General features: G+C 72.0%; 21 protein-coding genes and 1 tRNA gene. 12 read left to right on the top strand and 10 right to left on the bottom strand.

Annotated elements, in window-relative coordinates:
• The first annotated feature begins 212 nt into the window (after window positions 1-212).
• Complete coding sequence (locus ACWCXC_RS22985; protein WP_383648364.1) at window positions 213-719, top strand: flavin reductase family protein; 507 nt, start codon at window positions 213-215, stop codon at window positions 717-719.
• A 128-nt stretch (window positions 720-847) separates the two neighbouring features.
• On the opposite strand, the gene arfB is transcribed toward ACWCXC_RS22985, so the two are convergent.
• Entirely contained in the window at window positions 848-1,273 is a 426-nt protein-coding gene (gene arfB / locus ACWCXC_RS22990) for an alternative ribosome rescue aminoacyl-tRNA hydrolase ArfB (protein ID WP_450682189.1), read from the bottom strand.
• Between the two features lie 234 nt (window positions 1,274-1,507).
• Here arfB and ACWCXC_RS22995 point away from each other — a divergent pair, with 234 nt between their 5' ends.
• A complete protein-coding gene (locus ACWCXC_RS22995; RefSeq protein WP_450682188.1) occupies window positions 1,508-2,083 on the top strand; it encodes a TerD family protein in 576 nt (191 codons plus the stop codon).
• 392 nt (window positions 2,084-2,475) lie between these two features.
• Complete coding sequence (locus ACWCXC_RS23000) at window positions 2,476-4,062, top strand: M4 family metallopeptidase (protein ID WP_450890402.1); 1,587 nt, start codon at window positions 2,476-2,478, stop codon at window positions 4,060-4,062.
• Window positions 4,063-4,100: 38 nt separating this feature from the next.
• Here the strand turns inward: ACWCXC_RS23000 and ACWCXC_RS23005 are convergent, their stop codons facing one another.
• From ACWCXC_RS23005 to ACWCXC_RS23020, 4 genes are all read right to left on the bottom strand, one after another.
• Window positions 4,101-5,534: a M1 family metallopeptidase gene (locus ACWCXC_RS23005; RefSeq protein ID WP_450890403.1), complete on the bottom strand. Its 1,434-nt coding sequence runs from the start codon at window positions 5,532-5,534 to the stop codon at window positions 4,101-4,103.
• 137 nt (window positions 5,535-5,671) lie between these two features.
• A complete protein-coding gene (locus tag ACWCXC_RS23010) occupies window positions 5,672-6,832 on the bottom strand; it encodes a YncE family protein (RefSeq protein ID WP_450890404.1) in 1,161 nt (386 codons plus the stop codon).
• 50 nt (window positions 6,833-6,882) lie between these two features.
• Complete coding sequence (locus tag ACWCXC_RS23015; protein WP_450682183.1) at window positions 6,883-7,512, bottom strand: ankyrin repeat domain-containing protein; 630 nt, start codon at window positions 7,510-7,512, stop codon at window positions 6,883-6,885.
• Window positions 7,513-7,537: 25 nt separating this feature from the next.
• On the bottom strand, window positions 7,538-8,095 hold the full coding sequence (locus ACWCXC_RS23020; protein WP_450682182.1) for a GlcG/HbpS family heme-binding protein: 558 nt from the start codon (window positions 8,093-8,095) through the stop codon (window positions 7,538-7,540).
• Between the two features lie 427 nt (window positions 8,096-8,522).
• Here ACWCXC_RS23020 and ACWCXC_RS23025 point away from each other — a divergent pair, with 427 nt between their 5' ends.
• The 3 genes from ACWCXC_RS23025 to ACWCXC_RS23035 all read left to right on the top strand — a co-directional run bounded on the left by ACWCXC_RS23025 (window position 8,523) and on the right by ACWCXC_RS23035 (window position 11,041).
• A complete protein-coding gene (locus ACWCXC_RS23025; RefSeq protein ID WP_450890405.1) occupies window positions 8,523-9,830 on the top strand; it encodes a sensor histidine kinase in 1,308 nt (435 codons plus the stop codon).
• Window positions 9,827-10,465: a response regulator gene (locus ACWCXC_RS23030; protein WP_450682180.1), complete on the top strand. Its 639-nt coding sequence runs from the start codon at window positions 9,827-9,829 to the stop codon at window positions 10,463-10,465. The genes ACWCXC_RS23025 and ACWCXC_RS23030 overlap by 4 nt, the downstream gene beginning before the upstream one ends.
• Before the next feature lie 78 nt (window positions 10,466-10,543).
• Complete coding sequence (locus ACWCXC_RS23035) at window positions 10,544-11,041, top strand: hypothetical protein (RefSeq protein WP_450682179.1); 498 nt, start codon at window positions 10,544-10,546, stop codon at window positions 11,039-11,041.
• A 37-nt stretch (window positions 11,042-11,078) separates the two neighbouring features.
• Here the strand turns inward: ACWCXC_RS23035 and ACWCXC_RS23040 are convergent, their stop codons facing one another.
• The 3 genes from ACWCXC_RS23040 to ACWCXC_RS23050 all read right to left on the bottom strand — a co-directional run bounded on the left by ACWCXC_RS23040 (window position 11,079) and on the right by ACWCXC_RS23050 (window position 13,454).
• Window positions 11,079-11,780, bottom strand: a complete 702-nt coding sequence (locus ACWCXC_RS23040; protein ID WP_450682178.1) for a pentapeptide repeat-containing protein — start codon at window positions 11,778-11,780, stop codon at window positions 11,079-11,081.
• Between the two features lie 115 nt (window positions 11,781-11,895).
• Window positions 11,896-12,384, bottom strand: a complete 489-nt coding sequence (locus tag ACWCXC_RS23045) for an N-acetyltransferase family protein (protein WP_450682177.1) — start codon at window positions 12,382-12,384, stop codon at window positions 11,896-11,898.
• A gap of 119 nt (window positions 12,385-12,503) precedes the next feature.
• A complete protein-coding gene (locus ACWCXC_RS23050) occupies window positions 12,504-13,454 on the bottom strand; it encodes an aminoglycoside phosphotransferase family protein (RefSeq protein ID WP_450890474.1) in 951 nt (316 codons plus the stop codon).
• A 24-nt stretch (window positions 13,455-13,478) separates the two neighbouring features.
• On the opposite strand from ACWCXC_RS23050, the gene ACWCXC_RS23055 reads away from it, so the two are divergent.
• On the top strand, window positions 13,479-14,153 hold the full coding sequence (locus ACWCXC_RS23055; protein WP_450890475.1) for a rhomboid-like protein: 675 nt from the start codon (window positions 13,479-13,481) through the stop codon (window positions 14,151-14,153).
• 103 nt (window positions 14,154-14,256) lie between these two features.
• Window positions 14,257-15,648: an NAD(P)/FAD-dependent oxidoreductase gene (locus ACWCXC_RS23060; protein ID WP_450682176.1), complete on the top strand. Its 1,392-nt coding sequence runs from the start codon at window positions 14,257-14,259 to the stop codon at window positions 15,646-15,648.
• Window positions 15,649-15,702: 54 nt separating this feature from the next.
• On the opposite strand, the gene ACWCXC_RS23065 is transcribed toward ACWCXC_RS23060, so the two are convergent.
• Window positions 15,703-15,775 (bottom strand) — tRNA-Thr (locus ACWCXC_RS23065).
• Between the two features lie 161 nt (window positions 15,776-15,936).
• Between ACWCXC_RS23065 and ACWCXC_RS23070 the strand changes: the two genes are divergently transcribed.
• The 4 genes from ACWCXC_RS23070 to ACWCXC_RS23085 all read left to right on the top strand — a co-directional run bounded on the left by ACWCXC_RS23070 (window position 15,937) and on the right by ACWCXC_RS23085 (window position 20,258).
• Window positions 15,937-17,346: an RNA-guided endonuclease InsQ/TnpB family protein gene (locus ACWCXC_RS23070; protein ID WP_450890406.1), complete on the top strand. Its 1,410-nt coding sequence runs from the start codon at window positions 15,937-15,939 to the stop codon at window positions 17,344-17,346.
• A gap of 382 nt (window positions 17,347-17,728) precedes the next feature.
• On the top strand, window positions 17,729-18,865 hold the full coding sequence (locus tag ACWCXC_RS23075; protein ID WP_450682174.1) for an ABC transporter ATP-binding protein: 1,137 nt from the start codon (window positions 17,729-17,731) through the stop codon (window positions 18,863-18,865).
• 233 nt (window positions 18,866-19,098) lie between these two features.
• Window positions 19,099-19,512, top strand: a complete 414-nt coding sequence (locus ACWCXC_RS23080; protein ID WP_450682173.1) for a hypothetical protein — start codon at window positions 19,099-19,101, stop codon at window positions 19,510-19,512.
• 35 nt (window positions 19,513-19,547) lie between these two features.
• Window positions 19,548-20,258 carry a nucleotidyltransferase family protein gene (locus ACWCXC_RS23085; RefSeq protein ID WP_450682172.1) on the top strand — a complete coding sequence of 237 codons (711 nt, stop codon included), beginning with the start codon at window positions 19,548-19,550 and terminating at the stop codon, window positions 20,256-20,258.
• Between the two features lie 87 nt (window positions 20,259-20,345).
• On the opposite strand, the gene ACWCXC_RS23090 is transcribed toward ACWCXC_RS23085, so the two are convergent.
• Complete coding sequence (locus ACWCXC_RS23090; protein WP_450890407.1) at window positions 20,346-22,019, bottom strand: DoxX family membrane protein; 1,674 nt, start codon at window positions 22,017-22,019, stop codon at window positions 20,346-20,348.
• Window positions 22,020-22,115 lie beyond the last annotated feature (96 nt).

A 22,115-nucleotide genomic window follows, 5' to 3' on the forward strand; every position in this document is an offset into this window, starting at 1 on the left:
CACCCGCTACGACAAACGAGCCGCCCACTACCAAGCCATGGTCACCCTCGCCTGCCTCCAGCTCTGGCTCCCATGACTTTTCGGACACGCCCTAGGACCTGTCTGGTCCCTTGGCCCGATGTGGGGGCCCACCGTACGCGGTTAGCGTTCCGGATGTGTTGCAGACGAAGCCCCCCGCCCCGCGTACCGAGTCCGTCCCCCATGCTGAGGGGGTGAGCAATGACGAGTTCCGCGGCGCCCTCGCCCGGCTGGCGGCCGGAGTGGTCCTGATCACCGCCCAGGAGCCGCCGCTCGACGAGCACGGCAGGGGCGAGGACGTCGGCATGACCGCGACCGCCTTCATGTCCGTGTCGCTGGACCCGCCGCTGGTCATGGTCAGCCTCCGCGACGGCTCCCGGATGGACGACCTGCTCGCCGAGCAGCCCCTCTGGGCCGTCTCCGTCCTGGCGGAGAGCCAGCGCCACATCGCGGGCCGCTTCGCCATGAAGGGCCGCATCAGCGACCGTCTCCTCTTCGAGGACATCCCCTACGTACGCGGAGAGGTCAGCGGCGCCCCGCTGGTCGGAGGCGCGCTCGCCACCCTGGAGTGCCGCACCGAGCAGCGCGTGACGGCCGGCGACCACACCCTCGTCATCGGCCGCGTCCTGGGCGCGCACCTGCCCACCGGCGACGGCGGCCCGCTGACGTACTTCCGGGGCCGGTACCGGCAGCTGGGCTGAGAGCCTTCCCGGGACGGTATCGGCAGCTGGTCCGAGAGCCTTCCCAGGCCGGTATTGGCACTGGGCCGAGAGCTTTCCGGGGCCGGTATGGCAGCTGGGCCGAGAGCCTTCCGGGGACGGAACCGGCGCTACCAGTCCCGTCCCGAGCGGCCACGCTTGGTCTCGGCGCGCTGCTTCTTCTCCCGCAGCCGGCGCTCATTGATCCCGCGCGGGATCTTCTTCTTCAGCCGGGGCCGGGGCGGCGGCGCGGTGGCCTCCGCCAGCAGGGCGGCCAGCCGTACGGCGGCCGTCTCGCGGTTGCGCCACTGGGAGCGGTGCTCCGAGGCGCGGACCGAGACCACACCGTCGACCAGGCGTCCGGCCAGGCGCTCCAGGGCGCGCTCCTTCCACACCTCGGGGAGCGCGTCGGTGGCCGCGAGGTCGAAGCGCAGTTCGACCTGGGAGTCCGTGGTGTTGACGTGTTGGCCGCCGGGCCCGGAGGACCGCGAGAAACGCCACATGAGCTCGGCCTCCGGAAGGGAGACCGCTCCGCGGATGACATAGGGACCGGACATACCCCCATGGTCCCCGGCGGACGGGGGGTTCGTCACCCCGGTTTCCGCTCGGCTCCGCCTCGGTTTCCCCTCGGCTTCCCGCTGCCGGGCGCCTCGCCCGTACGGCGTAACTTCCTCGTTCGGTAAAGAAAGTAAAGCCGGATGGAACCTGGCGGTCCCCTGCCTGCGTTAGGAGGTGTGACGGTAGCTTCGTGATGGCACGAAGCCCGACTCGACAGATGAAAGGGACTTCCCATGGCAGTAAGCCTGTCCAAGGGCGGCAACGTCTCCCTCACCAAGGAGGCCCCCGGCCTCACCGCCGTCACGGTCGGCCTCGGCTGGGACGTCCGCACCACCACCGGCACGGACTTCGACCTCGACGCCTCGGCGATCGCGGTCAACGCCGCGGGCAAGGTCTTCTCCGACGCCCACTTCGTCTTCTTCAACAACAAGTCCACGCCGGACCAGTCCATCGTCCACACCGGTGACAACGTCACGGGCGAGGGCGAGGGCGACGACGAGCAGATCAACGTCAACCTGGCGGCCCTCCCGGCCGACATCGACAAGATCGTCTTCCCGGTCTCGATCTACGACGCCGAGACCCGCAGCCAGAACTTCGGCCAGGTCCGCAACGCGTACATCCGCATCCTGAACCAGGCCGGCGGCGCCGAGATCGCCCGCTACGACCTGAGCGAGGACGCCGCCACCGAGACCGCCATGGTCTTCGGCGAGCTCTACCGCAACGGCGCCGAGTGGAAGTTCCGCGCCGTCGGCCAGGGCTACGCCTCCGGCCTCCGCGGCATCGCCCAGGACTTCGGCGTCAGCATCTGACACCCGTCCCAGCACTCCCCGAAGCCCCCGGCCGAACGTCCTGCGGCCGGGGGCTTCGACGTGCCGTGCGGGCCGACCGCCCGAGCCGGTCGGCCGTGCCACGGCGACGCGGCTCACCCTCGACTACGCGTTCCCCGTGGCGGCCCTGCGCGCGGTGCCGCTCAAGGTGCTGGCGGCAGTGACGGAGCTTCTGGAAGGCGCCGGGCGGCGCACGGGGCACGGGTCCCTGACGCCCCGGCAGGACCCCGCCGGATAGCGGACAGAGACCGCCTCCAGTCGGACAAGAACTGGTCAAAGAATTGTGAGGCAATTGTTGGTACACCGTCAAAACTGGTCATTCGGTGGCACGCTCTCGGCTCGTAACCCCCCACGGAACGAGCAACGGAGCACGTATGTCCCCCCACAGGAACACCCGCCGCGCCGCGGCCCTGGCCGCCGTCGCCGCGATGACCGTCGTCGGACTCCAGAGCGGCACGGCCAGCGCAGGACAGCAGACGCCCGGCGGCTCCCCCTCCGCCTCCTCCCCCACCGCCCCGGCCTTCCGGAGTGCCGCCACACGCGCCACCGCCCTCAAGGCGGCACAGAGCGACGCTCCCGCGACCGCCGAGGCCCTGCGGCTGGGCGGGCAGGAGAAGCTGATCGCCCGTGATGTGATCAAGGACGCCGACGGAACGGTCCACACCCGCTACGAGCGCACCTACGCCGGACTGCCGGTGCTCGGCGGCGACCTGGTCACCCACGCCACCGCCGGCGGCACCCTCAAGAGCGTCACCAAGGCCACCGACGCCCGGATATCCGTGCCGTCCACCACCCCCGCGGTGAAGACGGCCGCAGGGGCCCGCACGGTGATCTGGGCCGGCGACGGCACCCCCGTCCTCGCCCTGGAGTCCGTCCGCACCGGCGTCAAGAAGGACGGCACCCCCAGCCGCGTCCGCGTCATCACCGACGCCACCACCGGCGCGACCCTGCGCAGCACCGAGGAGATCGAGACCGCCGGCGTCGGCAACAGCCAGTACAGCGGCACCGTCGACCTCTCCACCACCGCCTCCGGCTCAGGTTCCGGCTTCGAGCTGACCGACAACGACCGCGGCGGCCACACGACGTACGACCTGAACCAGGGCGAGAGCGGCACCGGCGACCTCGTCACGGACGATGACGACACCTGGGGCGACGGCACCGGCGACGACCGCCAGACCGCCGCCGTCGACGCCCACTACGGCGCCGCCCAGACCTGGGACTTCTACAAGTCCGCCTTCGGCCGCGACGGCATCGCGGGCGACGGCAAGGCCGCCTACTCCCGGGTCCACTACGGCGACGCGTACGTCAACGCCTTCTGGGACGACAGCTGCTTCTGCATGACGTACGGCGACGGAGCCGACAACAAGAGCGCCCTCACCGCGCTCGACGTCGCCGGCCACGAGATGAGCCACGGCCTGACCTCGTCCACCGCCAACCTGGAGTACAGCGGCGAGTCCGGCGGACTCAACGAGGCCACCAGCGACATCCTCGGCACCTCCGTGGAGTTCGCCGCCGACAACACCACCGACGTCGGTGACTACCTCATCGGCGAGAAGATCGACATCAACGGCGACGGCTCCCCGCTGCGCTACATGGACGAGCCCTCCAAGGACGGCGGCTCGGCCGACTACTGGGACAGCGGCGTCGGCGACCTCGACGTCCACTACTCCTCCGGCGTCGCCAACCACTTCTTCTACCTGCTGTCCGAGGGCAGCGGCGCGAAGACCATCAACGGCGTGGACTACGACTCCCCGACCGCCGACGGCTCCACCGTCACCGGCATCGGCCGGGACAAGGCCGTCCAGATCTGGTACAAGGCCCTCTCCGTCTACATGACCTCGACCACCGACTACGCGGACGCCCGCACCGCCACCGAGAAGGCCGCCACCGACCTCTACGGCGCCGACAGCGCCGAACTGGCCGCCGTCGACGCCGCCTGGAGCGCCGTCAACGTCGGCTGACGCCCCGTCCCCGTACTCACCCCCCACCCGGGAGCCGGTCAGCCGTCCGCGGCGGGCCGGCTCCTGCCGTACAGCCAGCGCTCCCACAGCTCCGACAGATCCTGCCCGGTCTCCTCCTCCACGTACGCGGTGAAGTCCTCCGTCGAGACGTTCCCGTGCCGGTGCGCCGTCGCCCAGCCCCGCAGCAGCGCGAAGAACTCCTCGTCGTCGTCGACCGCCTCCCGGATCTTGTGGATCACCATCGCGCCCCCCCCGTACACCGGGTCCGCCGAGATCTCCGCCGCCCCCGGCGGATCGGCCGGCGGGAACGCCCAGTTGGCCTCGGACTCGTACGCCTCGTCGAACGACTCCTGCGCCGGGGTGTCCGCCTTCTCCTCCTCCCACAGCCACTCCGCGTACGTGGCCAGCCCCTCGTTGAGCCACATGTCGCGCCAGCGCTTCGGCGTCACCGAGTTCCCGAACCACTGGTGCGCCATCTCGTGCACGAGGAGCCCGATGCTTGGCGGCCCGGGGAAGAAGGGACGATTCTGCGTCTCCAGCGCGTACCCCGCGTCGTCCTCGCGCTCGACGATCGCGCCCGTGGCGGAGAACGGGTACGGGCCGAAGTGCGCGGCCTCCCACTCCACCACCTCGGGCACCCGCGCCACGGTCCGCGCACTCGCCTTCGCCACCTCCGGATCGACGGCGGTGGTGACCGTCGTGCCGCCCGCCATGGTGAAGGTCTTCAGCCGGAAACGGCCCACGGCCAGCGTCGCCAGATAGCTCGCCATCGGCTCGGCGGTGTGCCAGTGGAAGGTGGTGCGGTCCCCCTCCGTCACCGGCGGCCCGGCGAGCACCCCGTTGGAGACCGCCGTCAGCCCCTTGGGGACGGTGACCGTGAGGTCGTACGCGGCCTTGTCGCTGGGATGGTTGTTGCCGGGGAACCACGTCATCGACCCGGCCGGCTCACCGAGCGCCACCGACCCGTCGTCCGTCTCCAGCCACCCCTCCTCGGAATCGTCCGCGTCGGTGAGGGTCTTCGGGGAGCCGGAGTAGCGGACCACCGTGCGGAAGGTCTCGCCCTTGCGCAGCCGGTCCTCCACCTTGGCGTCCGTACGCAGCGTCAACTCGTTCCCCGCCCGGTTGACGGCCGCCGGGCGGCCCTCCACGGTCGCGGAGTCCACGGTGAGCCCGGCGAGGTCGAGGTTGAAGGAGCTGAGGTCCTGGGTGGCGCGGGCGGTGATCTCGGCCGTGCCGCGCAAGGTCCCCTCGTCCGGGTCGACGTCGAGCGTCAGCGCGTAGTGCGTGACGTCGTAGCCGCCGTTGCCGAGCTTCGGGAAGAGCGGATCGCGCACCCCGGACGCGCCCGGTTTCCCCTCCACCCCGCCGGTGCCGCCCGAACAGGCGGGCACGGCGAGGACGAGCAGCAGCGCGGCGGCCCCGGCCCGTACCGGTCGCGATACGACGGCACGTCCCGGGTTTCGATGATCCATCCGACGGATCCTATGCCTGGAATGTCACGTTCCGCCGCCCGGGAGACCACCCAGGAGACCGCGCGGGGGACAACGTCGGAACACCACATCGGAACACGACATCAGCGGACCGTCCGGAGAACCGCCCGGAGAACCGCTCAGAGAACCGCGATGCCCAGCGGCCGTTCGCCCGCCGCCAGCCGTACCGGGGGCTTCTCCCCGGCCAGGTCCACGAGGGTGATCCCGTTCCAGTAGCCGTCACGGGTGAACCCGCCGGTGACGTACGCGGTACGGCCGTCCCGCGACACGGCGACGTCCTCGTGCGGCCCCTCCAGGGGCACGACCCGCTCGGAGCCGTCCGGCGAGCGGACCGTCAGCGAGGGCTCCTCGTCGTCGGAGGCGATCGGCCCCGTACCGACCACGAGCAGCGTGCCGTCGGGGGCCAGGGCCGCCCCGTGCTGATGGGTGTCGGCCGTCATCGGCTCGATGTCCACCCGGCCGGTACGCGGATCGAGAACGGCCAGCCGCTCGCCCTCGAACGGCAGCAGCAGCTTCCCGTCCGACGGGCGGACCACCGCGTAGTGCGGCTTGAGCCACGAACCGAGCCCGCCCTCGGTGCCGTACGGCGCGACCTCCATGCGCCGGGTGCGCAGGGTGTCCGCCCGCACGGACGTGACGTCGAACGAGTCGTGACCGGTGGCGTACACCTCGGCGCCGTCGGGCGAGACGTCCACGTCGAACGGGCGCCGGCCCACGTCCGCCGTACCGGTGACCTCGCGCGTCGCCGTGTCGACGACCTCCAGCACCCCGTGGGCGTCGGGGACGTTCACGCCCACGTAGACGTGCCTGCCGTCCGGGGCCAGGGCGATGCCCATGCCGCCGCCCCGGTACTCCCCGCCGGTGACGGGCCCGGTCTCCGTCTCGTACGGGATCAGCGCCTGCCGGGTCCGCGTGCTCGTGTCGACGACCGCGACGCCCTCGGCCGTCGCCACCCAGGCCCGGCCGTCCTTGCCGACGACCAGACCGTACGGGGCGGTCCCGACCTCGACCCGGTCGAACGCACCGCGCTCCGGATCGACGAAGGTCACCGTGTCGCCGCCGAAGTCGGCCACCAGCAGCGTGCCCCCGGGGGTCTCTCCCCGCGACGGCGTCACCGACGGGGCGGCCGCCGCCGTCCGCTCCGACCGGCTCGGCGCGGCCGGCCGATCCGGCGTACCGGTCGACTCGGCGGCGCATCCGGCCAGCACGGCGGTGGCGGCGAGCGCGGCGAGCGCGGCGAGCGGGCGGGCCGGGCGTCGCCGAGCGGGCGAGTCTTCCACCCCATGCCCCGGCTCGGGCGCGGCGCGCGGCGGCCCCGAGCGGCGGCCGGTCACCGGGGGTCACCGCTTCCGGGGGTCTCGCCGCCCGTGGCGGCCCGCAGCAGCGCGGCGATCTCGGTGAAGCCCCGGCGCTCGGCGTGGGCCAGCGCCGTGACCCCGTCGCCGTCCGGCAGTCCCGGCGTCGCCCCGGCCGTCAGCAGCAGTTCGACGATCTCCTGGTGCGCCCGGCCGCCGTCGCCGAGGATGACCGCCTCCAGCAGGGCGGTCCAGCCCAGCCGGTTGACGTGGTCGACGTCGATGTCCGTGGCCCGGAGCAGTTCCCGTACGTACGCGACGTGGCCGCGTTCACTCGCCGGGATCAACGCGATCCCGCCGAACCGGTTGCGCAGGCCCAGATCGGGACCGGCCGGCAGCAGCACGCGCATCATCGCGACGCTGCCGGTGACCCCGGTCGCCAGCCACGGGCTCTCCTCGCGGGCGTCCTGCGCGTCGGGGTCCGCGCCCGCCGCCACCAGCACCCGGGCGGTCTCGACATGATCGCCGTGAACGGCCAGGAGCAGCGGGGTGCGCAACTCCTGATCGCGGACGTCCACCCTGGCACCGCCCTCGACCGCGGCCCGCACGGCATCGGTGTCGCCGGTGCGTGCGGCGTCGAGCAACTGCTGGTCGAGGGCGTTCATGCCGGTCTCCCGTGGGTCGGTGCGGTTACTTCGCGAGGGCGGCGACGCCGGCCTGGGCGAACTTCTCGTCGAGGTCGCCGCTCGGGGCGCCGGCCACGCCGATGCCCGCCACTGGGGCACCCTTGACCTGCACCGGGGCGCCGCCCGCGAGGAACAGCGTGCCAGGGATGTCCTTCAGCGTCGGGGCCTGGGCGAGCCGCTTGGCCAGCTCGGACGTCGGGGCGTTCCAGGACACGGCGGTGTACGCCTTCTTGACGGCCGACTCGTACGCCTGCGGGCCCGCGCCGTCGCCGCGCAGCGTCAGGATGGTGTTGCCGTTGCGGTCGACGACCGAGACGGCCACGCGCTGGTTCTCCTTCTTCGCGGCCTCCAGGGACGCCTTCGCGGCCTTGGTCGCGGCGTCCAGCGTCAGGTGCGTGGTCTGCTGGAGGTTCCGGTTCGCGGTGTCCGCCTTGACGGTGGTGGCGGGCGCGGCGGCCGGGGCGGAGGCGTTCGCGGACATCGCGCCGAAGGTGCCGGCTCCGAGCGCGGCGGCGGCGACGGCACCGGTCAGGACACGGGTGCGCATGGTCATCTTCTTCATGGGGTGCTCCTCGGGAGTGGCGCCGGGTGGTTCCTGCGTTCTGACATCAATCCTCCGGTCGCCCCCCGCCCCCGCCCGTCGTCGTACCGGCTCGACACCGCGCGCGGGACGGCCGACCTCACCATCGGCCGATCGGTTGATGCGCCCGTCGCCCGCCGGGGTGACGATGGAATGTCCACGCAGGTCAACGCGGGTCGGAGCGGGTCAGTGCGGATCGGCTCGGGTCAGCGCGGTACCGGCGGTACGGCGGGTCCGTACGGCCCGGCGGTACGGCGGGTCCGTACGGCCCGGCGGTACGGCAGGTCCGTACGGCACCACAGGGACAAGCGGCCCGTACGGCACGGCACGGCGGTCCGAACAGCACGAGCGGCGGGAAGCAAGGGGTACGAGTGACGCGGCACAACAGGCCCCGGTCCAGGGACACACGGTGACGCGGGGCAGCTCGGGGCGCACGGGCGGCGCCGCGCACGCCGGAGGCTCCGGGCGCACGGGCGGCGCGGGACGCGCGGACGACCCCCGCCGCTCCGACGACCCCGGCACCCGCGCCCTCGCCCGGCTCATGCACGCCGCGTTCTTCCTGCTGCTGGGCGCCTCGCTGACCCGCTTCCTGCTCCGCCACCCCGGCGAGACCCGCACTCCGTGGATCATCGGACTGTCCGTCGCGCTGGCCGCCCTGTACGTACTGGGCCCCGTCCTCGGCTCCCGCCCGACACCGCGCCGCCTCGTGTGGCTGGGGGCGCTCGTGGCCGTGTGGATGGTCCTGGTCGTCCTCGCGCCGAGCTTCGCCTGGTGCGCGGTCCCGCTCTTCTACACCGGGCTGCGCATCCTCCCGCCGCGCGCCGCCCTCGTCCTGGTCACCGTGCTCACGCTCTTCGTCGTCGCCGCGCAACTGCGCCTCGCGAGCGGCTTCGACCCCAATCTGATCCTCGCCCCGCCCGCCGTCGCGGCCGTCGCCACCGCCGTCTTCGTCCATATGCAGCGCCAGGCCGCCACCCAGGCCGACCTCATCGACGACCTCCTCCGCACCCGCCGCGAACTCGCCGCCACCGAACGGCGCGAGGGCACCCTCGCCGAACGGCAGCGGCTCTCCATGGAGATCCACGACACCCTGGCCCAGGGCCTGTCCAGCCAGCAGATGCTGCTCCAGGCCGCCGACCGCACCTGGGACGCCGACCCGGCCACCGCCCGCCGCCACGTCCGCACCGCCACCGGCATCGCCGAACGCAACCTCGCCGAGGCCCGCCGCTTCGTCCACGACCTCGCCCCCGCCGACCTCGCCGAGGGCGGCGGCCTCGAACAGGCCCTCCACGCCCTCGCCTCCCGCGAGACCGCCCAGGCCCAGGGCCGGCTGACCGTCCGCTGCCACGTCGAGGGCACCGCCCACGCCCCGCTGCCCGACCGCACCCAGTCCGCACTGCTGCGGATCGCCCAGGGCGCCCTGGCCAACGTCCGCGAACACGCCGGCGCGACCGAGGCCGCCCTGACCCTCACCCACCTCGACGACCGCACCGTCCTCGACATCGCGGACAACGGCCACGGCTTCACCCCCGCCGGCCCGGCCGGCGCCCCCACCGGGGTCCGCGGCCACGGACTTCCCGCGATGCGCGCCCGGCTCCAGCAGCTCGGTGGCACCCTGGCCATCGAGTCCGCACCCGGCGAAGGCACCGTCGTCACCGCCGCCGTCCCCCTCCCCGACGCCCCCACCGGCCCCCTCACCCCCCAGGACCCCGCATGACCGCCGCGCACCCGCCCGTCCGGATCCTGCTCTGCGACGACCACGCCGTCGTACGCGCCGGGCTCCTCGCCCTCCTCGGCAGCGAACCCGACATCGAGGTCGCCGGGGAGGCCGGCAGCGGCGAGGAGGCCGTCGCCCTGGCCGCCCGGCTCGCCCCCGACGTCGTCCTCATGGACCTCCAGCTCGGCGACGGCATCGACGGCGTCGAAGCCACCCGCCGCATCGTCGCCGCCTCCGCCGACGCCCACGTCCTCGTCCTCACCACGTACGACACCGACGCCGACATCACCCGCGCCATCGAGGCCGGCGCCACCGGCTACCTCCTGAAGGCCGAACGGCCCGAGGAACTCTTCGCCGCGATCCGCTCGGCCGCCCAGGGCCGCACCACGCTCTCCCCGCCCGTCGCCAGCCGCGTCATGGCCCGGATGCGCGCCCCCCTGCCCACCCTCACCGACCGCGAACGCGACATCCTCGGCCAGCTCTCCCGCGGCCTCGGCAACCGCGACATCGCCCGCGCCCTCTTCATCAGCGAGGCCACCGTCAAGACGCACCTGGGCCGCATCTACGACAAGCTCGGCGTCGACACCCGCGCCGGCGCCGTCTCCGTCGCCAAGGAACAACGCCTCCTCCCCTGAGCCACCTCCCCCGGGCCCGGCCCCCGGGGTCCCTCCCTCACCGCCGGACCCGCCCCGGCGGCATGACACCATCGGACCGTGCTCGACATCGGCTACTCCCTCTCCCGGCGCTTCCCCGACCCCCCGCAGACCGACTACCGCAGGGCGGACGTGCACGCCCTGCGCCACGACCTGTTCTCCGGGGACGTCTACCTCGCGGACACCAAGGAGGACCGCGAGGTATCCACAGCCTGGGGATGGGTCCCCGTCCTGGACTTCGCCTGGGCCCTGTGCGACATCGTCGAACAGCTCGACCGCGACCCGCGCGGCAACCGCTCCCACCGCCGCCAGTACGCCGAACTCGACTTCACCGAATCCACCGACCGCATGCTCTTCGAACGCCGCTTCGGCTGGGTCGACATCGAGGCCGACTGGATGGACGCCGAGGAACCCCCGCTCACCTTCGGCCACTCCCTGCTGCGCCGCGAGGCCCGCGACTTCCTGCACGACCTCATCGCCGACCTCGCCGACCTGCACGAGGGCCTGGCCGACAACCCCGTCGTCTGGGACCTCCAGGCCCGCTTCCCCCGCGTCTGACCCACCACCCCCGGCCCCCCGGCCCCCCGCCCCGGAGTCAGTCCTCCACCCGCACCCCGATCTGCGCCGCGAACGCCGGAGCCAGCTCCATCAGCTGAAGCGAACTGATCACCGCCCCCGCCAGCCGGTCCACCCCCCGCGCGATGTCCAGCTCGGCCACCGTCCGCAGGTCCACGTGCTCCATCCGCACCGCACTGAAATCCGCCCGGCGCAGCACACAGTCCCGGAACTCCACCCGGGTCAGCCCCGCGTCCCCGAAATCCGGCTCCGCCAGCACACAGCCCTCGAAGACCACGTCCTTGAGCCGGGCCTTCCGCAGATTCAGGTAATCGATCTTCCCGCCCCGGAACAGCACCCGCTCCAGCACCGCCCCGTGCAACTGGGTCCCGCCCAGCCGCGCGTCGACCACCTCCACATCGCGCAGCGACGCCCCCGAGAGATCGGTGCCCACCCCCCGGACCCCCGTGAGGACCGTGTCCATGAACCGCGCCCTGCCCAGCTCCGTACGGTCCAGGGAACAGCCCTCCAGCGCACAGTCCATGAACCGGGACCCCGGCCCCGACTCGTCCGCCAGATCCGCCGCCTCGAACCGCACCCCGTCGTAGTCCCCGTCCGGCTCCAGCCCGCCCCCGTCCCACGCCACCAGCGGCGGCAGCCTCACCTCCGGACGCCGCGCCCCCACGACACCGCTCCCGGCCCCCCGGCCGGACCTGCCCGAACCACCACTGCTGCGCACCATGACCCCATCGTGACGCACCCCACTGACAACGCCCCCCATCCGGCACCCGGAGCCCGGCTCACCGGGGCCCGCCGACGCCCGAGACCCGTCAGCTCCCCGGCCACCCGCCAGTCCCTCAGGCCCCCAGACCCTCCAGCGCCCCACCCGTCAGCCGGTACACCGTCCACTCGTCCTGCGGACGCGCACCCAGCGACTCGTAGAACGCGATCGACGGAGCGTTCCAGTTCAGCACCGACCACTCCAGCCGGCCGTACCCCCGCTCCACGCAGATCCGCGCCAGCTCCGTCAGCAGCGCCTTCCCGTGGCCGCCACCGCGCCGCTCGGGGCGCACGTACAGGTCCTCCAGATAGATCCCGTGCACCCCGTTCCACGTCGAGAAGTTCAGGAACCACAGGGCGAACCCGACCACCTCGCCCTCGCCGTCCCCGTCGGCCTCGTCGGACACGGCGACGTGCGCGAAAGCGGCCGGCCGCTCACCGAACAGCGCCTCGCGCAACTGCTCCTCGGTGGCCTTGACCTCGTGCAACGCCTTCTCGTACTCGGCGAGTTCACGGACCAGGGCGTGGATGACCGGCACATCGGCAGGGGTAGCGGTACGAATCATGAGGGCAGCGTAAGGCACGCCACCGCGCCCACCAGCGACGATGCCCCCACTCCGTACCCCGCAGCCATCCACCGCCACCGGCCGCGCCCGCAGCCCCCGCAGCCGTCCACCGCCACCGGCTACGCCCGCCGTCCCCCGCCCAGCAACCGCCGCGCCACCTCCGCGTGGGCCGGGACCAGTCGCCGCCCGCCCTCCGCCCGCTCCCAGCAGGCGTTCTGCAGCACCCGCGCCAGCGTCCAGGCCCGCGCCCGCTCCCGGTCCAGCCCCAGCGCCCCCGTCAGCACATCGAACCGCCACCCCACGTCCCCGGCATCGAACCGGTCCGTCAGCGCCGGAAACAGATCGAACCCCGGATCCCCGACCAAGGGCTTCGGATCGATGGCCACCCACGGCCCCCCGTCACCGCCGCCACCCTCCGCGGCCAGCACGTTCCCGAAGTGCAGATCCCAGTGCAGCAACCGGTCCCCCGGCTCCCCCGCCACCTCCCGCACCGCCGCCGCGCAGTCCGCCACCAACCGCCGCTCCCCCTCGTCGGCCAGCGCACGCACCACCTCCGGCGCCACCTCCAGCATCCGGACCACCGCCGCCCCCAGCCCCCGCAGCCCCGCCCCCTCCGGAACCCGTACGGCCGTCAGCCCCGCCAGCAGCCCCGCGACCACCCGCACCGCCTCCCGGGCCTCCGCCACCCCCGACAACGGCCGCCGCGCGTCCAACCGCTCCAGCAGCATCGTCCCCGTCGCCGCGTCCCACTCCAGCAACCGCACCGCACGCGCCGCACCACCCGCCGCGCCCGCTGTGCCCCACAACCGCAGCGCGACCGGCTCCCCCGCCGTCTCCTCATCCACCAACTGGCACTTCAACACCGCCCGGCGCCCATCCCCCACCCGCACCACCGGCACCACCAGCGCACAGACCCCCCATGCCACCGGCCCGTCCGGGCGCAGCCCCCAGCGCCCCAGAAAGCCCTCCACCAGCGCGGGCAGCCCCGCCACGAACGCGCGCCCGGCGGCCCCGTTGTACCGAACCTGAGTGGCGATCAGCTCATCCGGAATGTCAATCACGTCCCGGATCCTAGGGGCGTGCGTCAATCGGCTATGCTCCCGAGCCGCCCCGCCCCACCCACACGGCCCCGCACCGCACCCGCCACGTGGATCCGCGGCGCGGGCTCCTGGATCCGCAGCGCCCCCGGCACCTACCTCTGGCTCGCCGCCCTCTTCGTCACCACCGTCATCGTCCACCAGATGTCACCCGACTTCGAGGAGGACTTCCTCCGCCAGCGCTCCACCAACATCCACGAACTCACCCGCAACCCCGTCCGCGTCCTCATCAGCAGCGCCTTCTGGATCGACGGCGGACAGTGGCTCCCCTACGCCGTCCTCTACACCCTCTTCCACGCCCCCGCTGAACGCCGCCTCGGCACCCCGCGCTGGCTCGCCGTCGCCGCGAGCGCCCACGTCCTCGCCACCCTCGTCAGCGAAGGCGTCCTCGCCTGGGCCATCCGCCACGGCCACGCCCCGCCCTCGGCCGCCAACACCCTCGACATCGGCGCCAGTTACGCCCTCGCCGGAGTCGTCGCCGTCCTCACCTACTACATCGCCCGCCCCTGGCGACCCCTCTACCTCTTCACCGTCCTCGTCATCTACGGCATCCCCCTCGCCACCAGCCCCACCTTCACCGACATCGGCCACCTCACCGCCGTCCTCATCGGCCTCGCCTGCTACCCCCTCACCCGCGCCCACCCCGAGACGAAACCCACCCCAGCCCAGTAAATTCCCCTCGCAGCACCACCCACTCCACAGCCACACCGGACACGGACACCGGCGACCCGGCCGTCCCCACACCCGGACACGGACACGGACAAGCAGGGGCAACATGAGCACCGTCAACGGCGGCATATCCTTCTGGTACGCGGACCACGGCATCCCCGACCCCCGCGAACCCCTGCCCGGTGACAGCAACGCCGACGTCTGCGTCGTCGGCGGCGGATACACTGGACTCTGGACGGCGTACTACCTCAAGAAGGCCGCCCCCTTCCTCAACATCACCGTCCTGGAAGCCTCCTTCTGCGGATACGGCGCCTCCGGACGCAACGGCGGCTGGCTCTACAACGGCATCGCCGGACGCGACCGCTACGCCCGCCTCCACGGCCACGACGCCGCCGTCCGCCTCCAGCAGGCCATGAACGACACCGTCACCGAGGTCATCACCACCGCCGCCGCCGAGAACATCGACGCCGACATCCACCACGGCGGCGTCCTCGAAGTCGCCTACACCCCCGCCCAGCTCGCCCGCCTCAAGGACTTCCACTCCGTCGAGATCGCCTTCGGCGAGACCGACCGCACCCTGCACGGCGCCCGCGAAACCGCCGAACGCGTCCGCGTCCACGGAGCCGTCGGCTCCACCTGGACCCCCCACGGCGCCCGCATCCACCCGGTCAAACTCGTCACCGGACTCGCCGCCGCCGTAGAAGCCCTCGGCGTCACCATCCACGAGAACACCCCGGTCACCGAGATCCGCCCCAAGCACGCCGTCACCCCCTACGGCACGGTCCGCGCCCCCTACGTCCTGCGCTGCACCGAAGGCTTCACCGCCGACCTCAAGGGCCAGAAGCGCACCTGGCTCCCCATGAACTCCTCCATGATCGTCACCGAACCGCTCCCCGACTCCACCTGGGACGCCCTCGGCTGGGACAACCGCGAAACCCTCGGCGACATGGCCCACGCCTACATGTACGCCCAGCGCACCGCCGACAACCGCATCGCCCTCGGCGGCCGCGGCCGGCCCTACCGCTACGGCTCCGCCACCGACAACGACGGCCGCACCCACCCCGCCACGGTCGACTCCCTCCACGACCTCCTCGTCCGCCTCTTCCCCGCCGCCGCCGGCGCCGCCGTCGACCACGCCTGGTCCGGCGTCCTCGGCGTCCCCCGCGACTGGTGCGCCACCGTCACCCTCGACCGCTCCACCGGCCTCGGCTGGGCCGGCGGCTACGTCGGCTCCGGCGTCGCCACCGCCAACCTCGCCGCCCGCACCCTGCGCGACCTCATCCAGCAGGACTCCGGCCAGGCCGGCGCCACCGACCTCACCACCCTCCCCTGGGTCAACCATCACGTCCGCCGCTGGGAACCCGAACCCCTCCGCTGGCTCGGCGTCCACACCCTCTACGCCGCCTACCGCACCGCCGACCGCCGCGAAGCCGCCACCTCCCGCCCGGACACCGACCCGATCGCGAAGCTCGCGAACAAGCTGTCGGGACGGGGGTGAGCCGGCCCGGGCACAAAAAATCCCAGGTCAGCAACGCGCTGACCTGGGGTTTTGAGCCGCCTGTCGGAATCGAACCGACGACCTGAACGTTACAAAGGTCCTGCTCTGCCAACTGAGCTAAGGCGGCAACGCGCACACCAAAACAACCGCGCGCGCGAGCCCCCACTCTACACAGCACCCAGCGACCGATCCACGAAGTCCCGGCACCTCCGTAACCACCCGAGCACCCGTGCGTTAAGAACACTGACGTACCCATCCGGATATCGGACAGTCGGGGGGCGGCGCAGCATGGCGGATACGGCGGACAGCGCGGGCGTGCCGGTTCGGGTGACCGGTGAGGAGGCCAAACGCATCAAGCGGGAGGCTCTGGGTATCGCCGACCGCAAGAAGCATCACGGCCGCGCGTCGACCGCCATGAAGAGCCGGACGAAGGCTTCTGGTACGCAGCAGCGTGTGTACCGGTACCGCTTCTACCCGACCGCTTCGCAGGCCGAGCAGTTGAGCAAGACCTTCGGGGCGTGTCGCTGGGTCTACAACGAAGGACTGGCGCTCCGGGTGGGTGCCTGGGAGCGGCATCGGGTGTCGGTGGGGTTCGCCGAGACGTGCCGGGCGTTGACGGGTTGGCGTCGGGCGGCGGAGACGTCGTGGCTGGGTGAGGTGTCCTCGACGGTGCTTCAGCAGTCGTTGCGGCATCTGGACGGGGCGTTCACTCGGTCCTTCAAGCAGTCGGCGAAATATCCGCAGCGGAAGAAGAAGGGCCGGTCGCGGGACTCGGCGACGTATGTGCGGACCGGTTTTCGTTGGGTGGAAGATCCGGAGCGGCCGGGCACGGGGTCGCTGACGTTGGCGAAGCAGACGGTGCCGTTGGATGTGCGGTGGTCGCGGCCGCTGCCTGCCGGGGTGGTGCCCGTGAAGCTGTCGGTGACGCGGGACCGGGCGGGGCGGTTCTTCGTGGCGGTGCTGGTCGAGGAACGGATCGATCCGCTGCCCGCGGTCTTCGTGCCGGGTGAGCGGGCGCCGAAGGCGGTGGGGATCGATCTGGGGTTGGCCGCGTTGGTGACGCTCGATGACGGTACGAAGGTGGATCATCCGCGGCTGTTGAAGAAGTACGACAGGGAGCTGGCCCGGCTTCAGCGGGGGCTGCATCGCAAAAGACAAGGGTCACGCAACCGGGAGAAGGCCCGGGAACGGATCGCCCGGTTGTACGCGCTGATCGGCGATGTGCGCAGGGACATGCTGGACCAGTTGACGACCCGCCTCGTGCGCGAGAACCAAGTGCTCGTGGTGGAAGACCTGGCCATCATGAATCTCCTGCGCACGGCGGTCGGAAAGGGGCGTGGGCGCAAGGCCCGGCTCACTCGGTCGATCCTTGACGCCGGGTGGGGTGAGTTGCTTCGGCAGCTGCGTTACAAGTGCGCCTGGTACGGACGGACGCTGGTGGTCGTGGACCGCTTCTTCCCGTCGACGCGTCGGTGTTCCGACTGCCATGCCAAGAGGCCGTCGCTCGATGTGTCGGTGCGGGAGTGGGCGTGCGCGGAGTGCGGTGCGGTGCATGACCGGGATGTGAACGCGGCGCGGAATCTCCGGGAGGAGGGGATGCGGCTGTACTGGCTGGTGGCCTCCGCGCTTCCGCCAGAGCGGACGCCTCCGCCAGTGATCAAGGCGTCGGAGCTGGAGGACGTCCTGCTGGCCGCATGAGGAAGGGCAGAATTGCGGTACGGACCGACGGGCCGTCGGCCGTAAGCCTGTGGAGCCCGTGTAAGACCGGTCGGGGGTGCCCTTCAAGGGTGCGTCCGGGCGGCAAGGGTGACGAAGCAGGAAGTGCGCACAGCTGCATGAGTCAAAAACCAATGGCTCTGACGCTGCGCGCCCGGTCAAAAGTGCGTTGCTCTGCCCGCGGCCGCCCCACGCTCTTCGGTCGCCCACCACCCTCCCGATTGCGAGATATTCCTCCCCTGGGAACTACTGACAGATCCCAAAACGCCAGGTAGCGTCACTGATGGTTCACCCGAGTGGGTGAGGCCACTCCCTTACAACGGACCGTCCGGCACGTTCCTGCCGGTGAAGGAGAAGCGTCAGCATGGCCAGTGTCACGTTCGACAAGGCGTCCCGCGTCTACCCCGGCTCCACGAAGCCGGCGGTCGACCAGCTCGAGATCGACATCGCGGACGGCGAGTTCCTCGTCCTCGTCGGTCCTTCCGGTTGTGGTAAGTCGACCTCCCTGCGCATGCTCGCGGGTCTCGAGGACGTCAACGGCGGCGCGATCCGCATCGGTGACCGCGACGTCACGCACCTGCCGCCGAAGGACCGGGACATCGCGATGGTGTTCCAGAACTACGCGCTGTACCCGCACATGACGGTCGCGGACAACATGGGCTTCGCGCTCAAGATCGCCGGTGTCAACAAGACCGACATCCGGGCGAAGGTCGAAGAGGCCGCCAAGATGCTGGACCTCACCGACTACCTGGACCGCAAGCCGAAGGCGCTCTCCGGTGGTCAGCGTCAGCGTGTGGCGATGGGCCGCGCCATCGTGCGTGAGCCGCAGGTGTTCCTCATGGACGAGCCGCTGTCGAACCTCGACGCCAAGCTCCGTGTGTCGACCCGTACGCAGATCGCGTCGCTCCAGCGCCGTCTGGGCATCACGACCGTGTACGTGACGCACGACCAGGTCGAGGCCCTGACGATGGGTGACCGCGTCGCGGTCCTCAAGGACGGTCTGCTCCAGCAGGTCGACTCGCCGCGCAACATGTACGACAAGCCGGCGAACCTCTTCGTGGCCGGCTTCATCGGCTCCCCGGCGATGAACCTGGTCGAGGTCCCGATCACCGACGGTGGCGTGAAGTTCGGCAACAGCGTCGTCCCGGTCTCCCGCGAGGCGCTGAGCGCCGCCGCGAGCCGTGGCGACAAGACCGTCACGGTCGGTATCCGCCCGGAGCACTTCGACATCGTCGAGCACGGTGGCGCGGCGGCGAAGGCCCTCTCGAAGGACTCCGCGGAGGCCCCGGCCGGTCTGGCCGTCTCCGTGAACGTCGTCGAGGAGCTCGGCGCCGACGGCTTCGTCTACGGTGCGGCCGAGGTCGGTGGCGAGCACAAGGACCTGGTCGTCCGCGTCGGCGGCCGTGCGGTCCCGGAGAAGGGCACGAAGCTGCACGTCGTCCCGCGCCCGGACGAGCTGCACGTCTTCGCGACGTCGACGGGTGAGCGTCTCACCGCCTGACGTTCGCGCACCGGCTGTACGGTGGCCCCGCACGATGACCGTGCGGGGCCACCGCCGTGTCGGCAGGGTGTCGGCGGGCGCCGGGAGGTTTGGACGGGCGGGGCCCGTTTTCCCCGGCACAACGGTCATTTCGTTTCCCCGCGTCAACACGGGATTCGAAAGGCGGGATCGAACCATCGCCCGCAAGGGTGACACGGTGTCGTCGTTCCCTCACCGCCCGCTACGCTCGCTGCGTGATGCACTCCGCGCGCCGTATCGGCCGAACTCTCGCTTTCGTCCTGCCTGTCGTCATGGTCCTGTCCGGGACCCTCGCGGTGACCGCCGTGCCGTGGGCGGCGTCCAACTCCGACGCGCAGATCCTCGCCGCGTCCTCGCAGTCCGTGTCGAAGACCGCCAAGGCGCCCGCCCCGCAGGACGTCCTGCGGGACCGCCTGCTGGTCGAGCTCCAGCAGAAGGACCCGGGGGTCGCGCTGACGGAGCTCCAGCGTGCCGTCGAGGGCCGTCCCTCGCTGGCCAAGCACTGCATGTCCATCGCGCGGGCGCTGGGGAAGGCCGCGGTGCGGCAGTACGGCCCGACGCGGGCGCACCGCTTCTCGCGTCCGGTGTGCGACACCTCGTTCGCCTCGGGTGTCGCGCAGTTCAGCTGACCGGTGCATGTCCGGCACGGCATATCGTGCCTGGCATGCATACGTTTCCGACGCAGGCCGTGATCCTGGCGGGTGGCCAGGGGTCACGGCTGCGCCCGTATACCGATGACCGCCCCAAGCCGATGGTCGAGATCCCGGGTACCGGGACGCCGATCATCGGCCATCAGCTGTCCTGGCTGGCTTCCGAGGGCGTGACCGATGCCGTGGTGTCGTGCGGGCATCTCGCCGAGGTGCTTCAGGAGTGGCTGGCCGAGGCGGTGCTGCCGCTGCGGGTGACGACGGTGGTGGAGACCGAGCCGCTGGGGCGCGGTGGCGGTCTGAAGTACGCGGCGGCCCGGCTGCCCGATCCGGAGCAGCCGTGGTACGCGACGAACGGTGACATCTGGACCCGTTTCTCGTTGCGCGAGATGGCCGCGTTCCATGCGGAGCGCGATGCGACGGCGACCCTGGCGCTGGCCCGGCCGCGCATTCCGTGGGGTGCCGTCGAGACGGACGCGTTCGGGCACATCACCGACTTCATCGAGGCGCCGCCGTCGCCGTATCTGATCAATGCCGGGGTGTACGTGTTCTCGCCGGCGTTCACGGGGCTGCTGCCGGACCGAGGCGACCATGAGCGCACGACGTTTCCGCGGCTGGCGCGCGAGCGCCGTCTGGCCGGGTTCCCGTTGCCGCACGGGGCGTACTGGCGGGCGATCGACACCGCGAAGGATCTGACGGAGGCGGCGAAGGAGCTGGACGGGCGGTAGGCCGCCCCGCGCCCGGGGATGTGACAGGGGGCGGGCACCGGATGGGGATCCGGTGCCCGCCCCCTGTGTCGTGCGGTGCGGTGCCCGTCAGCCGAGGAGGCCGCCGATGGGGTTGCGTCCGCCGCCGCTGCCGCCGCCGTCGGAGGTGCCGGCGGAGGAGCCGCTGCCGGGGTCGGTGCCGCCGCTGCTGGAGCCGCCGCCGCTGCCGGTGGGCCCGGAGGAGCTGGGGCCGGAGCTGGTGGTCGGGGGCTGCTGGGGCGTGGACTGCCGGGGGGTGGTCTGGCCGGTGCCCTGGGTCTGGCTGGGCTGTCCCGCGCCCGTCCCGGTGGTGGCGCCCGCCGTCCGGCCAGGTTCGCCGGAGCCGCCGGACGCGGGGGTGGAGGCGTCCGCGGTCGGGGTCTGCGGGGCCGTGCTGCGGGAGGGGGCGGGGCGCTGGCCGGCGGGGCTCTGGGATGCCTTGCCCCGGTGGGACTTCTCGGGGAGGGGGGAGCCAGGGAGCTGGTTGGTGGGGACGCCGTTGGGGCCGGGGACGGTGACGACCTCGGTGGAGCGGACGGCGCCGCCGAGCATGGAGCCGATGAGGAGGGTGAGGCCGACGACGACGGAGGCGACGACGGCGCCCCGGCGCAGCACGCGGCGGCGCAGGTCCCAGATCTCGGAGCGGGGTCCGAGCTTGCGCCAGGCTTCTCCGGCGAGGCGTCCGTCGATGGAGTAGACGGGGGCGCCGGCGATGATCAGCGGGCTCCAGGCGGCGAGGTAGATGATGTCGGGCGCGTCGTAGGCGGCGACGGTGCGCCAGCTGACGGTGACGAGGAGGGCCGCGGAGAGCAGTGCTCCGATGGTGGCGGCGACGCGCTGCCAGAGGCCGAGGACGGTGAGGACGCCGACGACGACCTGGAGGAAGGCGATGGTGAGTCCGGCACCGACCGGGTGGGAGAGGGCGAACTCCCGCAGGGGTTCGGCGAGGGCCCAGGGGTGCAGGGAGTTGAGCCACTTGACCATGGAGCCGCGTTCGCCGCCGTCGAAGTAGACGGGGTCGCAGAGTTTGCCCATGCCGGCGTAGATGGAGATGAAGCCGAGGAAGACGCGCATCGGCAGCAGGACGACGCCGAGGTTCATGCGGCGGCCGGGGTAGTAGGCGTGCCGGACGTCGTCGGCGCGGCGGTCGCGGGTGGCGTCGGTGTCGTCGGTGAGGTCGGCGGGGTCGGTGAGATCGTCCGCGCGGTCGTCGTAGGCGTCGTGGTAGGCGGGCGGGTCGTACGGGCCGGGTTCGACGGGGTCGTAGGCACCGACGGCCTGGCGCATGGGGGGCAGCAGGGGCCCGCCGGTGCGCGGCGGGGGCGCGGTGACGACGGGGTTGGGCTGGGTCTCTTCGAGGAGCGGGTCGCGGGTGGCGAGGGGGTCGCTGTCGTACGCGTACGGGGCGTAGGGCTCGTACGGGTCGTAGGCGGTGGCGGGGTGGCCGGTGGTGGAGTTGCGTACGGCTTGGAGCAGTCCGGTGGCCCCGGGGTCGCCGGGGGCGGACTTGCCGCTCCAGACGACGGGGGCGCGTCGGCCGCGGGCTGTTCCGGCGCCGCTCATGGCGGGGATCCTGGGCGCGACGGCGGGGCCCACGCCGCGCAGCCGGGTGCGCTGGCCGGGGGCGAGCTGCACCCGGAAGCTGGCGTGGTTGACGATGACCTGCGCGGGGTCGCAGTCCACCTTGGCCATGCTCAGGGCGGGTTGTTCGTCGAACCGAGGCGTTCTGGTGTCCACACTCATCTAACCGAGTGATGTGTGTTTAGGACACTGCCTTGACGGCGCCGAAGTGTCGGGGGCCCGTCAACAAGGGGGTGGTGGGGTGAGCGGGGGCGCGCG

It is taken from the genome of Streptomyces sp. NPDC001515, from assembly GCF_053597115.1.

What these genes read in the sequence shown, in the direction of transcription:
- ACWCXC_RS23040 (WP_450682178.1), bottom strand. Translation starts at nt 11,780, where the DNA reads ATGGTGCGCAGCAGTGGTGGTTCGGGCAGGTCCGGCCGGGGGGCCGGG.
- arfB (WP_450682189.1), bottom strand. Translation starts at nt 1,273, where the DNA reads ATGTCCGGTCCCTATGTCATCCGCGGAGCGGTCTCCCTTCCGGAGGCC.
- ACWCXC_RS23005 (WP_450890403.1), bottom strand. Translation starts at nt 5,534, where the DNA reads ATGGATCATCGAAACCCGGGACGTGCCGTCGTATCGCGACCGGTACGG.
- ACWCXC_RS22995 (WP_450682188.1), top strand. Translation starts at nt 1,508, where the DNA reads ATGGCAGTAAGCCTGTCCAAGGGCGGCAACGTCTCCCTCACCAAGGAG.
- ACWCXC_RS23085 (WP_450682172.1), top strand. Translation starts at nt 19,548, where the DNA reads ATGCATACGTTTCCGACGCAGGCCGTGATCCTGGCGGGTGGCCAGGGG.
- ACWCXC_RS23000 (WP_450890402.1), top strand. Translation starts at nt 2,476, where the DNA reads ATGTCCCCCCACAGGAACACCCGCCGCGCCGCGGCCCTGGCCGCCGTC.
- ACWCXC_RS23075 (WP_450682174.1), top strand. Translation starts at nt 17,729, where the DNA reads ATGGCCAGTGTCACGTTCGACAAGGCGTCCCGCGTCTACCCCGGCTCC.
- ACWCXC_RS23045 (WP_450682177.1), bottom strand. Translation starts at nt 12,384, where the DNA reads ATGATTCGTACCGCTACCCCTGCCGATGTGCCGGTCATCCACGCCCTG.
- ACWCXC_RS23055 (WP_450890475.1), top strand. Translation starts at nt 13,479, where the DNA reads ATGCTCCCGAGCCGCCCCGCCCCACCCACACGGCCCCGCACCGCACCC.
- ACWCXC_RS23090 (WP_450890407.1), bottom strand. Translation starts at nt 22,019, where the DNA reads ATGAGTGTGGACACCAGAACGCCTCGGTTCGACGAACAACCCGCCCTG.
- ACWCXC_RS23030 (WP_450682180.1), top strand. Translation starts at nt 9,827, where the DNA reads ATGACCGCCGCGCACCCGCCCGTCCGGATCCTGCTCTGCGACGACCAC.
- ACWCXC_RS23060 (WP_450682176.1), top strand. Translation starts at nt 14,257, where the DNA reads ATGAGCACCGTCAACGGCGGCATATCCTTCTGGTACGCGGACCACGGC.
- ACWCXC_RS23015 (WP_450682183.1), bottom strand. Translation starts at nt 7,512, where the DNA reads ATGAACGCCCTCGACCAGCAGTTGCTCGACGCCGCACGCACCGGCGAC.
- ACWCXC_RS23070 (WP_450890406.1), top strand. Translation starts at nt 15,937, where the DNA reads ATGGCGGATACGGCGGACAGCGCGGGCGTGCCGGTTCGGGTGACCGGT.
- ACWCXC_RS23020 (WP_450682182.1), bottom strand. Translation starts at nt 8,095, where the DNA reads ATGAAGAAGATGACCATGCGCACCCGTGTCCTGACCGGTGCCGTCGCC.